This window comes from Sphingomonas sp. M1-B02, assembly GCF_026167525.1.
Classification (GTDB): domain Bacteria; phylum Pseudomonadota; class Alphaproteobacteria; order Sphingomonadales; family Sphingomonadaceae; genus Sphingomonas.
On record NZ_CP110679.1, the window covers coordinates 1,636,696 to 1,650,531 of the forward strand.

The 13,836-nt window shown below is 57.1% G+C and carries 9 protein-coding genes; 6 read left to right on the forward strand and 3 right to left on the reverse strand.

The window, feature by feature from the left end:
- Nucleotides 1-16 precede the first annotated feature (16 nt).
- Nucleotides 17-1,408, reverse strand: coding sequence for an oligosaccharide flippase family protein (locus tag OKW87_RS07895; protein WP_265543699.1), 1,392 nt, complete (start codon nucleotides 1,406-1,408; stop codon nucleotides 17-19).
- A 382-nt stretch (nucleotides 1,409-1,790) separates the two neighbouring features.
- Between OKW87_RS07895 and OKW87_RS07900 the strand changes: the two genes are divergently transcribed.
- The gene (locus tag OKW87_RS07900; protein ID WP_265543700.1) at nucleotides 1,791-3,056 is read left to right on the forward strand and encodes a DUF1996 domain-containing protein; all 1,266 of its coding nucleotides are present in this window, start codon (nucleotides 1,791-1,793) and stop codon (nucleotides 3,054-3,056) included.
- Between the two features lie 425 nt (nucleotides 3,057-3,481).
- Here OKW87_RS07900 and OKW87_RS07905 read toward each other — a convergent pair whose 3' ends face one another.
- Nucleotides 3,482-4,879 (reverse strand): sugar transferase, encoded by a 1,398-nt coding sequence (locus OKW87_RS07905; protein WP_265543701.1) that lies wholly within the window; start codon nucleotides 4,877-4,879, stop codon nucleotides 3,482-3,484.
- 169 nt (nucleotides 4,880-5,048) lie between these two features.
- Nucleotides 5,049-5,285, reverse strand: a complete 237-nt coding sequence (locus tag OKW87_RS07910) for an XrtV sorting system accessory protein (RefSeq protein WP_265543703.1) — start codon at nucleotides 5,283-5,285, stop codon at nucleotides 5,049-5,051.
- Nucleotides 5,286-6,014: 729 nt separating this feature from the next.
- Between OKW87_RS07910 and OKW87_RS07915 the strand changes: the two genes are divergently transcribed.
- The 5 genes from OKW87_RS07915 to OKW87_RS07935 all read left to right on the forward strand — a co-directional run bounded on the left by OKW87_RS07915 (nucleotide 6,015) and on the right by OKW87_RS07935 (nucleotide 13,607).
- Nucleotides 6,015-6,974 carry a UDP-glucuronic acid decarboxylase family protein gene (locus OKW87_RS07915; RefSeq protein WP_265544049.1) on the forward strand — a complete coding sequence of 320 codons (960 nt, stop codon included), beginning with the start codon at nucleotides 6,015-6,017 and terminating at the stop codon, nucleotides 6,972-6,974.
- A 220-nt stretch (nucleotides 6,975-7,194) separates the two neighbouring features.
- Nucleotides 7,195-7,665: a PilZ domain-containing protein gene (locus tag OKW87_RS07920; RefSeq protein WP_265543704.1), complete on the forward strand. Its 471-nt coding sequence runs from the start codon at nucleotides 7,195-7,197 to the stop codon at nucleotides 7,663-7,665.
- Nucleotides 7,666-7,700: 35 nt separating this feature from the next.
- Nucleotides 7,701-10,310, forward strand: coding sequence for a calcium-binding protein (locus OKW87_RS07925; RefSeq protein ID WP_265543706.1), 2,610 nt, complete (start codon nucleotides 7,701-7,703; stop codon nucleotides 10,308-10,310).
- Between the two features lie 640 nt (nucleotides 10,311-10,950).
- On the forward strand, nucleotides 10,951-12,129 hold the full coding sequence (locus OKW87_RS07930; RefSeq protein ID WP_265543707.1) for an O-antigen ligase family protein: 1,179 nt from the start codon (nucleotides 10,951-10,953) through the stop codon (nucleotides 12,127-12,129).
- Nucleotides 12,126-13,607 carry a hypothetical protein gene (locus tag OKW87_RS07935; RefSeq protein ID WP_265543709.1) on the forward strand — a complete coding sequence of 494 codons (1,482 nt, stop codon included), beginning with the start codon at nucleotides 12,126-12,128 and terminating at the stop codon, nucleotides 13,605-13,607. Before OKW87_RS07930 ends, OKW87_RS07935 begins: the two co-directional genes overlap by 4 nt.
- The last annotated feature ends 229 nt before the right edge of the window (nucleotides 13,608-13,836 follow it).

Genomic DNA, 13,836 nt, shown 5'->3' on the forward strand with positions numbered 1-13,836 from the left:
CGTCAGCCACCGGATCTCATCGGAAATGCGGCCAAAGCGGGAAGCTTTCGACAAGGCCCAATTGGAACACGACAAAACGCATCAAAGCGGCCAGGGCGAAGAACGCGAAGGTGCACGTAAGGTCCTGACGAATGAAGGAGAGGTGCGCGCGAATTTGCAGAGCGCTCAAAGCGATATATCGAACCCCGTCACCTAAAGCCAATACGATCAGCGCAGCGAATATTCCGTAGTGCGCCAGCATCGGCGGCAGGCATAGGACGATCCAAACCAGCTTGGCGAAGTTTCCGACGGCGATGGATTTCGGCCGGCCGATCCCCAATAATATTGCGTCCGTGACGGATGCGAGAATAGCAAACCACACGCCCAGGATCATGATCGGCAGCATGAGGCCGGCCACGCGATACCGCTCGTCGTACAGCAGGTGAATGACTGGCTCGCTCAGGGCCAGGCCGACCGCCAAGACGACCGCGACGAGCATCATGGCTGCAAATCTTGTCTTCGCGATCGTCTGTCGGAGCTCATGCCCCTGCCGGCCGGACGAGGCCACGCGCGGGAATATGACCAGATTGGCCACTCTTTGCATTAAAAGGGAAGCGGCATCCGCGAAAGTCCGTGCGATGCCATAAAGCCCGAGCAGCGCGAATGGTATTGCCCCGGCGAAATAGAGCCGATCAAAATTGGTGGAGACGAAATAGATCAGCGTGGCGAAAAATACCCACTTCCCGAAAGAGAAAACTTCGCGCGCGTAGTTTCGCTCGAGAGCCAGATCAGGCCGCACGCCCTTGTAGATGAAGAAGCTGCAGACCACGGTGAAGCCGGTAGAAAATACCAGTCCAAGAATCAGAGCCCATACGGACGGGGCATAAAATGCCAGCGCGATATGAATGATCGCAGAGCCGAGCGAGGTGAGCAGCTCGAATGTCGCGAATTTTTTGATATGGCCATGCTTCTGCAGCAGAAATTGCGATGGCGACGTAAAGCCGGATATCAGGAACGTTAGTGCTGCAACAGGAAGCAAATGAATTAGCGCGGGATTCTCATAGAGGTTGGATATCGGCAGGGTAAGGATGAGGGATACGGCAAACAGCAAGACCCCTCGCATGATCTGGATGGTCCAGGCCGTGCTGTAGAACGGACGTTCCGCGCCTTTCGGATTGTTGACGATGCTCTGCCCGACCCCAACGTCGGTCAGCAACTCGCCACCGGTTCTGAGCGAGTTGATGACGACCATCATCCCCAGCAGTTGCGGATCGAGCAGGCGGGCAAGGACGATGTTTGTGAACAACCGCAGGATCTGCTGACCGGCAAAGGACACGGAAACCCAGCCCGCTTGCGCGAGCGCGACGGCGTGCCAGCCGCCCAACATGTTCAGGTTCAGTCGGGCCTTCAAAGCCGTGAGCATGCTCATCTCAATCGCGCGAAGGAGCGAGCCGCCCGCAGCCGCAATGCGACATTCGAGGATCCGCAGGCCCGAACGTCTCCCGGAGACGCCAGTTCGCGGCGCCCCCCCGACGCGCCGACAATCGCAACCATACTCGACAAATTGTTGCTCCGCTCCGTGCCACTATGCGCCGCCCTCAACACGCGCCGCCGTCCCCATCCACGCCGTCGATTCCGAAGTCCAGCGATGTCTCGGTTCAAATGCCAGTTTTGCCTTTCATACCCATTAAGGTTGCGCAGGCGGCCACGGCTGAGCCCTGGAACACTGATTTTTAACCAAGCACGGATACCGAGAATTATCGAAGCGAATGGTATTCCTCCTTTCAAGTGCTCTCTGGGAAACTTAAATCATGAAGATCGCGGCCACTTTTCGTAAGAGGCTATCTGCTAAAGCTCTGGCCATTGCAGTATTCAGCATTGCGACTTCTGCTGCGCTAGCTGCTGGCGGAGGCTCATTTCTGAAACCGGTAAAGCCGGGCTCGGTCGTGTTTATCCCTCCCCCCTCCGAGGCGCATCATATGCCGGAGCCAGGTCCGGTCGCAACGCCCACCGTTCCCCCCGCTCTTCCTACGGAGGTTGGCAAAGGCGAACTGGCTGCGGTCGTCAGCAATTTCAATGTCAGCGCCTTGTTAGTTCCGTCTTGGGGTACGGGGGCTACACCTTCGAGCGCGAAACCGGACGTTGTTGGCGCGTTTCGTTTTATTTGCAACGCCAGCCACTTGGCGAAAGACGACCCAATCGTATACCCCGGTCAATCCGGCCAGTCTCATCTCCACCAGTTCTTCGGCAACACGAAGGCTGACGCCCACTCTACATACGAGAGCCTGCGGTCGACGGGCGATAGTACCTGCGGCAACATTCTCAATAGGTCAGCTTACTGGATGCCTGCCATGCTGGACGGCAAGGGCAGCGTCGTCGTGCCAGATTATGTATCGGTTTATTACAAGCGTATGCCGGCGAATGATCCGAATTGCGCGCGCCAAGGCGCCGTCTGCGTGGGGCTGCCCCGTGGTCTGCGATTCGTGTTCGGATTCAATATGTCGAATCCCAAGGATAGCCCAACTGGCGCGGCTTACTTCAATTGCGATGGGGCCACCGCTACTCCGGGGCATTACCCGGATATCGTTTCCGCCGCCGCAAACTGTCCTACGGGTAACCGGTTAGGAGCTGTGATCAACGCGCCGGACTGCTGGAATGGCAAAGATCTAGACAGTCCCGACCATCGCAGCCACGTTGCTTACTCGGGCTATGGCGATTGGGGTTATCTCAAGTGCCCTAGCACCCATCCGTACATCATTCCGACGTTTACAATGGGCGTCTGGTACACCACGGATCAGAACCTCGATCGTTCGGGCACCTGGACAACGAGGACGTCCACGTGGCATCTTTCATCCGATGAGATGGCGGGCATGCCCCCGATGCGCCCCGGCTCGACCTTTCACTCCGATTGGTTCGGAGCATGGGACGACAATGTAATGAAGGCGTGGACCGAAAACTGCGTCGACAAGCTGCTGAATTGCTCGGGCGGCGACTTGGGCAATGGATGGCAAATGAAGGAGCGCGAGAGCTTTACGTGGAACGCCAACCCACGCGTCGTGCCGATACCCAGCCTTTAGCCTAGCGCGCCAACACTCTTCTTGAGAAATGTAAAGCCGACCCGAATGTCTCCGGGTCGGCTTCTCACGTCGGGAGTCGATCGGACGGTGGGAACGCATCGCCGCGATTGCGAAGATCGACAGGCGCGGCGACTCTCGAGATGGCCGCGCATCCAAAATAGCGCACCGAGCATCCAGGACATCGAGGGTCGACCGTCCACGCACCTCGCCGACGGCAACCCCGCCCAGAGCTCGCGCTGCTTCGTCTTGGTCGCTCGCGCGCAGCCGCATCTGCGCCGCACCCGCCACAGCAGGGAGCCCAATTGGCTTTGTCGCAAACAATTTGCGTTTCGCCGGAAGGGAGCGCCCACAGCAACAGCTTACGGGATACTCAGTCTCACACCTCTAATCGCCCTGGTTGGCGACAGCGGCCCCAAATCCCAGCCTCAATAAGCCTTGTCGTGCACCAGGACGCGGAAGGTTGCGAGGAGGATCTGGATATCGAGCCGCATGCTCCAGCTGCCGAGATATTCCAGATCGCAGCGGAGCCGGTCCTCCAGATCCGTGGCGTTATCGGTGGCGCCACGAAAGCCGCGGACCTGCGCCAACCCGGTGATGCCCGGGCGCAAGGAATGGCGAAGCCAGTACCGTGGATCGACGTCCCAAAAGAGACGGCTGCCGGCCAGCGACCCAAGCGCATGAGGCCGGGGGCCGACCAAGCTCATATTCCCCAGAAGAACGTTGAAAAGCTGCGGCAGCTCGTCGATGCTGGTTCGACGAATGATCCTTCCGACCCGGCTGATCCGGTGATCGTCCCGGCTGGTCGATCTGCTGCCAGCGGCGTCGCTGACCTCCTCGCACATCGAACGAAACTTGAAGATCCGGAAATTGCGGTTTCCCTCGCCGATACGTTCCTGCCGAAAAAAGACCGGCCCCGGCGAGTCGAGCTTCACGGCAATCGCCACGGCGATCAGCAGCGGGGCCAGGAAAATCGTCACAGGGATGCCCACGCACAAATCGAACGAACGCTTCATAATCCGGTTGGAAAAGCTAAGCGGCCCGCGCGACAGGATGAGGGTGTCGCGCAACGAGCAGCGCCCGATCCCCACCGCGCCGAGCGATTGCTCGAGGCCCGCCACGATCTCGCCCCCTGCCCCGGTTCCCTGTAGGAAAATCGACCAGGCGACGCGCCGGTCTTCGTTGCAGGCGACGATAATTCGATCATAGCCGGCGATCATGTTCGCAAGACGGGCAATAGTCGTGGGTTCGGCGAGGTCGGGCCAAAGGTTCATTTTGCCGACGTCGATCACCTTCATACCGCGTTCGCCGGCGATAGCTGGACCATCAAGCAGCAATACGGTTGCTTCAACACCGCTCCCCAGGAGCGCTTTGGTGGCAATTTGTGTCACCAGTCGGCTTACGCTCACAAACAGGATCGAAAGCACGAAGAACATTGCAAACCCGAGCCGAGAGATCGCGCCGCCGAGCTGGGTAATGAAAATAAGGATGACTTCCACCAGAAACGCTGCGACGAGAGCGCCGGTCGAACGCTGGAGTCCAAGATAGGGATTTTTCAGGGTTTCGATTGACTGCGATTCTTTGCTGATCGAGAACATAACGAACAGCGACAATATTGAGCCGAGAACAGCGAACCCGGGGACCGGCAACCAGTAATCCTGCATGACCACATCGGTCGCAAAAAAGCTCCCTGCAACCGCGGCGGTGTCCAAAAGCAGCGAGCTCCCATAGAGAAACAGCCGTCGACTTTGTGCCGTCCATAGCGGGGCGCTGTTCACTGGGTCTAGTGTACAATTGATCTGCTCGCCGGGCCGCAACTGATCCATCCTTATGTCCTAGCGTAGCTCAAGTTTTTCGAGATCGGCCACGATACCAGATGGCAGGTACAAATAGCCTTACTGGTTTGATCGGGCAACATGATGTCCGTACCAGGATGGATCAGTCCCGGACGCTAGTAAGCGCTGCCACTGCCCGCTGGTGGAGTCGGACCAGTTCTCAGAATCTCGGGAATTTTAGCACGAAGTAGACGTAGCACACGGCGCCGCCGAGAACTGCGGCCGCCGCGATCGGCACGCCCTCGTTCCCGAGATAGTTGGCGACAGCGCAGCCAAGGGCAGGCGGCCCATATTGCCACAGGCTATCTGGTGGATTCTCAAGATTGGAGCGGTGCAGAAAGATGGTGATCAGGCCCGCAAAACAGAACAACGTTGTCCAATCCCAAACCGTTTCCATGGTCACTCCTACGGACGCGTTCTCCCCAGATCATCATGTGGCGCGCTGCGCCCCGTGGAGATTGTCAGATCATACGCGTGGCGGATCGCGGCCTTAGCGTCAACCGGGCCGGTGCGGCCGTCGAGCGCGCGAGGAGCTCACAAGTTGCAGCTTTGTCACTCCTGTGCCAGCAATCGCGAAGTTTGAGCGCTTTTTTTTTGAGGCGTAGATTACTACGTGGCCCGAACGGTTATTTCATTGAATTGGACCATTTACGGACTGTGCGTTATCGTCAGTCGGCGCGGGGGAACAGTGATCAAGTCAGAGCCAAATGGATTCTGCCGATTTTGCATCGTCGGCCTCGCCTTCGCTACGGTTGCATGCGGGACCGGAATCGATAGTCATGAAGTGGGGAATGATGTCAGCGCCGGCATGGGCACGTCAAAAAATCCTTCGGTGCCGCACCGCTTAAGCGGACAGGAACTTGCGATCACAATCGGACCGCGCTGTGCCGAGCCTACTGCGATCCAGTATGACATCGACGCTACCGGGCCCGCGACATACGTCGTTTCCTGCGGCAGGGAACGATTCGTTGTGAAAGTATCGGATACGGGGGGGCGCACCGTTAGTGAAGTGGATGCCTCTGCAGACATGCCCGCTCAACCAGCAACACATGCGACGGGGCAGAGGCATTAGCCACGTGAAGGCCAGCGACGCTTGGTTTCAATTTCGAACAAAAAGGACCCGTCTTTGTCTCAATACTCTCACCGAAGAAGATCCCTGGTCACGGGCGGCGCCGGATTCCTAGGATCGCATCTTATCGATCGATTGCTTTCTCGTGGCGAGGAAGTTCTTTGCGTGGATAACTTGTTCACGGGGGACAAAAGCAATGTTGACCATCTGGTGGGAAACCCACGCTTCGAATTTATGCGCCATGACGTGTGCTTTCCGTTGCACGTCGAGGTAGACGCGATTTACAATCTGGCGTGCCCGGCCTCGCCGATCCATTATCAACACGACCCCGTGCAAACCACGAAGACGAGCGTCCACGGCGCAATCAACATGCTCGGCCTTGCCAAGCGATTGAAGTGTCGCATTTTTCAGGCATCGACTAGCGAAGTCTACGGTGATCCGGCCATCCATCCGCAGGTCGAATCCTATTGGGGCAACGTCAATCCGATCGGAATCCGCTCGTGCTATGACGAGGGCAAGCGTTGCGCGGAGACCTTATTTTTCGACTATCAGCGTCAGCATGGTGTCGATGTGAAAGTGGCTCGTATCTTCAACACCTATGGTCCGCGCATGCACGTGGCTGACGGGAGGGTGGTATCCAACTTCATAGTCCAAGCGCTCAGGGGCGAAGACATCACGATCTACGGCGATGGAGCGCAGAGTCGCTCATTTTGCTACGTCGACGATCTGATCGAAGCCATCCTGCGACTGATGGATTCCGGACCTGACGTTCACGGACCGGTCAACATCGGCAATCCGCACGAATTCACCATCCGACAGCTCGCGGAGCTGGTGATCGAGATGACGGGCGCGCGCTCCACCCTCGTGACACGACCCCTTCCCCAGGACGATCCAATGCAGCGGCGGCCTGACATCAGCTTGGCACAGAAGCTATTGCATGGCTGGGAGCCAAATGTGCAACTTAGTGAAGGCCTCGATCGAACTATTTCCTATTTCCGCAACAAGCTCTCCAATTGAAATCGAGAATTTGGTGACGCGTGGCAGTCGGGCATCGGTTGCTTCATAGAAGCCGTGCTTGACTGTTCGCTCGCAATTTTGCCAATTCAGTGCCGCCTAACCGATCCGAGCGTCCGAAAGCCCGTCGACGCGATGCGCGCATATGTACTTATTGCCCTGCCGATTTCACCCTTCCTCAACCATTCCAGGGTAGCGCTATCCCCACTGGAGGGCGCCAATCGTGGGCATTGCGGCACAGCTATTTATCGACGCTCGAAGCGGCGAACGGACCGAGGTAGCGCTTGATGGCACGCTACGGAGCAGCGACGGGATTCCGATCGACATTGAGATCGATGAAATCTCGCTGTCGGGATTTCGCACAAGCACGCCTCTCGCACTTCGAGTTGGCGATAGTATCTCTGTAGGCATCTCCGGTCTCGGCATGCGCCGCGCGACGGTGGTCCGGCAGCGCGGCGATAGCTTCGGATGCCGATTCACGCCCAGTCTACCCTCAAACTTCCTAGACGGAATTACGGCCTCAAGCGGGGCCGGAGCCATGAGCACCATCTTTCCCGAGCGTTTGGGAAGCAATCACACCGCTGACCAGGCAGACGCCAGATTTCCATTCAGGACAAGAATGATAATCATTGTCGGCGCTTCGCTGCTCCTCTGGTCCGCCTTACTGGCGGCCATGCTCTCTTTGTCTGCATAGCGTTCCTTTTTTAATCCTAGAGAGACATCCGTGATATGGCGAATATTCTTGGTAGCGGCATCAACGACACTTTGATGGGAACCGGGGCCGCCGATAGTTATGTCGGCCTCGGCGGAGATGACGTGATCTACGCGAGCAGCGGAGAGGATACTGTCGACGGCGGCAGCGGTGACGACATTCTCATCGTGACGGCGAACGATGGTACGTCCGCGGCAACCATCCGAACCATCACAGTCGAGAATAATCGAACATTCAGCGACGTTGCCACGCTCGATACTCAATACTTCAACATTGAGCATATTCAAATTGAAGATGGAGGCTCGGCAAACCCATCGCTGGAGCGTTTGACCGTCCTTGCGGGCGGCGTGAGCATCGCCATGACGATCAACTACACCGCCGCCCGTATCTTTGCCACTACAGGTGCCGGAAGCGATTTTCTGGTGGTTGGTGCGCTGAACAACCAGATTGACGCCGGCGCCGGAGACGATCGCGTCCAGGCGAACCTGGCGGGACGCCGCGTCGAGGTAAGCGGAACAGTTGCCTCGGCACTGATAACGTCAATCGGCCCCGATGGGACCGTTGCTACTACAATGACGGGCGTCGAATCGCTCACGATATGGGGCGGTGTCGTCGATGCGTCGAGATCGAACGTGCCGACGGCCTTCATTAACGATGAGGCCAGTCAGACGATTTACGGCTCGACCGGGAACGATACCTTCGTCGCAATCAGCGAATTCTCGGGGGGCACCGACTATCTCCGCGGCGGCGGCGGTGCGGACGTCTGGGATTTTACATACGCACTCGACAGCTTGAATGGTACGCACATCCTCGATTTCGACCCGGATGACAGCTTGGATTTCCAGTTCAATTATGAGGGAAAGCCGGCACCCCATTATATAGGCGATCAGGCATTCACGGGAACCGCCGGGCAATATCGCGCTGCCTCGACTGGCGGCAAGACGCTGATTGAGGTCGATTACAACGGGGACAGGGTAGCCGACAGCACCCTTGTAATCGAAAATGGCGCGTTCGCGCTCCAGGAGACTGCGCCGGGATCGAATGTGCTGCACATCGCGCCGGTTACCCCGACGCCCACGCCGACACCGTCACCAACGCCGACACCGACACCGACACCGACACCGACACCGACACCTAACCCAGCCCCCACTCCGACGCCAGGCACGCCCCCGAACGGAGGGATTGCACTTCCTTCGATCTCGTTATCCGGCGGCACATATCAAATCGAATATGCTGGGAGTAACAGCTTGAGCATTGATCTTCGATTGGGGTCAGCCCGGTTCCAAGATGGATCTGCCACGCTCAGCTTCACGCAAGGGGTCTTCGGAAATGTGACGATTCCCGCGGGGACCCTGATCAGCAATGCGGCAGGCGGAGCTGGACATGATTTGCTTGTGGGCAATTCGGCACCGAACGTACTGACCGGCAATGGTGGAAGTGACACGCTCACGGGGGGGGGCGGAATGGACACCCTGATCGGCGGCACGGGAGATGACACCTATTACGTCGCCAACTCGCTCGATATGGTCATTGAGGCTCCCGAAGGCGGCACGGACACACTCACCGTTACGGCGACGGCGTCAAACTTTGTGCTGACGGGCAATTCCCACGTCGAGACACTCTCTGCCGAGGCGGGCGACGCCCCGATAAACATCACTGGGAACTGGCTATCACAGACAATCAACGGCAATGACGGCGACAATATCCTAAGTGCCGGCGGCCCAGACGCCCCCGACACGCTCAATGGAGGGCTTGGAAACGATACTTATCGCGTTTTCGCGACCGGCGATATTATATATGACAGCGGTGGCAATGACACTCTTTACACAAGTGGCACCAGCTTTTTTCTGTATTCTACTGCAGCGGTGGAAATATTATCTACTTCACTTCATGCCGGAACCGAGAGCTTCTACCTTGTTGGTAATGGGGCATCACAATTAATTATCGGGAATTACGGCGATAATATCATTAATGGCCGTTCCGGCGACGGCCAGAAAAACGCCGATACTGTGATGGGCCTGTATGGCAACGACACCTTTGCGGTTTTCCTTCAAAGCGACGTTGTAATTGAAGCCGTAGGCCAAGGCATCGACACGATTGTGGCAAATGTCAGCTATCATTTGCGTGACGGTACCGAGATCGAGGGCATCACGGCGGCCGATCAGACCTCGAGAGATCCGAACGAACGGTTCACTCTGCGAGGCAATGAATTCAACCAGACGGTCGTGGGCAACGACACTGTGAATGTCCTTGACGGTCGCGGCGGTAACGACATTTTGATCGGCCGCGACGGCAACGATACCTTCGCCTTCACCACGGCGCTGGGCAGCGGTAACGTGGACACCGTTCAGGATTTTTCGGCGGGCGACGAGATCGGCCTTGCGTCGGATATATTTGAAGCAGTGACCGGCGGCGGCATCACGGAAGGCGAGTTCAGGCTGGGAACGATGGCAACGGATGCCGATGACCGACTCCTCTACGACCAGGCCATCGGACGGCTTTATTACGACGCCGATGCCAATGGCAGTGGAGCGGCAGTGCTCTTTGCCCAGCTTGCGAGCGGGACGGTGCTCCACGCAACTGACTTCGTGGCGATCGCTCCCATTGCCAACCTGGCCGCGACCTAGTGACCTTAACGGAGAACTTGAGCTTCTTTTTTTTGCGTAGCGACGGATCAGCTTCCGACGCGCTGCGCCTGTCGCATTCCATCCGGACTTCGACTGGGGCGGATGGCACAGACGATTCTGCCAATCCGGAAGAGGGCGCCCGCGCCTGGGAGAGGCGGGCGCCCTACGCTACAGGCGAGTGCAGCGGAGCCGAAGGGCTTCTGCCCCACTGATGCCCCCGCGAGCTTTCTGGTATGTGTCTCGCCAGAAGAAATTTCTGATAAGGGGTAATTTGCGCCTGTCGCTCCTTTGACGGACGCCACATCGCACTCAAATCGTCGGTCGCGAAATAGTAGAAGATGGCGAGAGAGGCCGAGTCGTTTGCAGAGGAATGTGGAAGGCTGGTCAGAACTGGCATAAGGCCGTTGCACCCATGCCCATCGGACGATCGGGCACCATATTACCAAGGTGAGAGATGCGCTTCGCTGGCTTAGCACTTTTTTTCCTATCCATTCCCATATTGGCGTACATTCTCAAATCGAACCCTAAGGCTCGCAACATCTGCTGGGCGGCCTTGGGTGCCGCACCCTTTGTGGGAGGCTGGGCGCACGCTTATGTCTCGATCATTTCTTGGGCGATGTGGCCGGGCTATGTCAAAGGCATGCTTGTGGCCGCGCCAGACGCAATTGCTCTGGCTGTGATACTCGCACTTCCCTTGAAGGGGAAAATCTATTCGCCGGCGTTAATCGCCTATATAGCATACGCCGCGGTCTTGACAGCCTCTCTATTGTCATCAACGAACGAGATGTCGTCTTTTTTCTATATCTGGCAGATTCTCAGAATGATAATTCTGATAGTCGCCGTCACCTGCATCACCAGTTCCCCCTCCGGGGCGAGATATATTATATACGGCTTCGCCGTCGGAATTATGTTCCAAGCTGGTTTCTCCATCAGCCAACGATTGAATGGCGTCGTCCAAGCGTCCGGAACTATGGGTCATCAGAATCTGCTTGGCATGATGACCCATTTTGCGTTGCTCGGATGCCTAGGGCTCATGCTCTGTGGCGATAAGCGGTGGATACTGAAATGGGGATTAGCCGCGAGCCTAGTTGTAGTGGTATTATCGGGTTCTAGAGGCACGTTAGCATTTGCGGGAGTAGGGGCTGGAGTACTCATCCTCCTTTCTCTCATTCGCCGGCCTAATAAGACAAAAATGAAGGTTGCGGCTGTCGGTTTCTTGGGAATTATCGCCGCCGCACCAATCGCATACATTACACTAAGCGATAGATTTGCAGAGGCCCCTTTAGATGGAACGTACGACGAACGACTCCACTTCGAGCGTGCAGCGAGGGCTATGATCAGCGATTACCCGTTTGGCGTCGGCGCAAATAACTATGTCGTCATTGCAAATACAAAGGGCTATTCTGATCGAGCGGGAGTCGTTTGGAGTATGGGGAGCAGGGCTGCAAACGTTCACAATGTATTCTTATTGACTGCTGCGGAGACCGGGTATCTCGGTGCTATCGCCTTTTCATGTATACTCTTTGTAGGCGCTATCGTTGCGTTTAACCTAGGCTGGACCAGGCGAGGAGCTTTTCCATATGCTGATTTGTGCCTTGGAATAAGCGTCATGGCGTCGATTGTAACCGTTCACAGTCTATACGAGTGGGTATTAATTACACAGGAGCCGCAATATCTTTTGGCTATAGTACTGGGAATGTCGGCAGGTCTCAACTACCAGCGTACCCTGAATGCGCGAAGCGAGATACCAAATGGCCGTCACACTCGGGGACGAGCCAAGCCGATGCCGCAAGCGATCGAATCCATGGTGGCAAGATGAGCAACGAAATAACGCGATTGCGCCCCCACCAGCGCCTGCTGATCTTGCTGTCACTCTTTCTACTGTGGCCCGCGGCCGTAAATGGAGGCGCATTCTATTTTCCCGATACGACGGCATACATACGGGGAGTCGATGCCGCGCTAAATCGTGCAATTGGCTGGCGCAGTATTTGGACTGATAGTGCAGTCCTTCCTGTCAAAGCGACGACGACCGACCCACAGGCCAGGACCGTGGAATCCGCGTCTCGCGTTGTATCTCGCCCGATCCTGCTCGGCCGATCGGTTTATTACGGTGTACTGCCTTTCGGCGGTGTCGTGCTGGGTTCACAATGGTTCACCATTTTAGTTCAGGTCCTCCTCGGCGGCGTCGTGATAATCGGGGTAGTTCGGCACTTCGTCGATCCATCCCAACAGGCGTTTTCCTGGACGTGTTCCCTCGCATTTGGAATCCTTGCAGTTGGAACACTCCCCTTCTTTCTAACGATACTGATGCCCGACTTCATGGCTGGTATTGCCATTTTGGCGGCTGCAATGCTTATTGCAGGTTGGAAGCGCGAGACGGGAGTGGGACGCGCGCTCTGGTTTGTCGTCATCGTGGCCGCCGCATTGATGCACAGCGCCAATATACTCATTTTGCTTACAATCGCTCTCTCCGCCCTTGCTTGGGCAGGGCTTACCCGGGGCCGTGGAATTGCGCGTACCGCCATGGTGATCGCGGCGGCAGCCTCCTTGGGCCTTGTTGGCGAGTTCGCTTTCGGAGCAGCCGTGGCAAAAGTCACCGGTGTGGCGCCGATCAGGCCCCCTTTTATCACCGCACGCCTAGTCGAAGACGGCCCGGGAACCGCGTACCTGAACCAGAACTGCCCCGCGTCTGGCTTTTTGCTGTGCAAGTTTCGCAACCGGCTGCCACTACCAAGCGACTCTTTCCTCTGGAGCCCCTCGCCTCGCGATGGCGTATTCTCGGCAGTTTCGTTCGAGGAACGGCGCTCGCTCGCTGCGGAGCAGGGTCGGTTCGTTTCAGCGGTCGCAATCTCAAGTCCTTTTGATGTCGTGGCCTCAGCTATGCAGGCCGCAGGCCGGCAATTTTCGATGTTAGGATTGATGGAGTTTAATTATCCTCCCACCGGCCACCTAGAACGCATGCCCGCCCAAGTGATGGTTGAAATTGAGCGTACCCGGGCCTACGCGCGGACGATGCCGGTTAACGCGGTCGAATTGATGCTCTGGCCGACATTAGTTTTGTCTTTGATAATTCTAGTCGGTGATCTTTCATTTCACCAGGCTAGCAAGGTCTCCGGATATAGCTCGGTGGTGCTGATTGGATGGATCGCGAATAATATCGTTTGTGGCGTCCTTTCGACGCCGCACGAGCGCTATAATGCACGCGTGGTTTGGGTACTTATGCTAGTAGCGCTTTTAGTTACGGCTCGATATCTGATGGCGCGCATCCACAGCCGCCCGCCCATAAGCGGGGGGTAGTCTCCTGAGACATCCCGCTGCCCATTTCCCGATACGGAAAGGCGGAAAGCCCCGGCACTGGATGGGTACGGCGCGAAATTGGTGGTCGACGGCCCATAGACCTTGACGGCGGCTTCGTCTGAGGCCTTAACTTGCGGTACGCCTCCTCCATCCTGTCGTTGCCCCCGGTTCAATTATCTTGACTAGCTGCCTCGCGAGATTGGAGCGCCGTTGCCACTTACTGGGACCA

Coding starts and splice junctions, on each gene's coding strand:
- OKW87_RS07895 (WP_265543699.1), bottom strand. CDS start 1,408: ATGAGCATGCTCACGGCTTTGAAGGCCCGACTGAACCTGAACATGTTG.
- OKW87_RS07900 (WP_265543700.1), top strand. CDS start 1,791: ATGAAGATCGCGGCCACTTTTCGTAAGAGGCTATCTGCTAAAGCTCTG.
- OKW87_RS07905 (WP_265543701.1), bottom strand. CDS start 4,879: ATGGATCAGTTGCGGCCCGGCGAGCAGATCAATTGTACACTAGACCCA.
- OKW87_RS07910 (WP_265543703.1), bottom strand. CDS start 5,285: ATGGAAACGGTTTGGGATTGGACAACGTTGTTCTGTTTTGCGGGCCTG.
- OKW87_RS07925 (WP_265543706.1), top strand. CDS start 7,701: ATGGCGAATATTCTTGGTAGCGGCATCAACGACACTTTGATGGGAACC.
- OKW87_RS07930 (WP_265543707.1), top strand. CDS start 10,951: ATGCTTGTGGCCGCGCCAGACGCAATTGCTCTGGCTGTGATACTCGCA.
- OKW87_RS07935 (WP_265543709.1), top strand. CDS start 12,126: ATGAGCAACGAAATAACGCGATTGCGCCCCCACCAGCGCCTGCTGATC.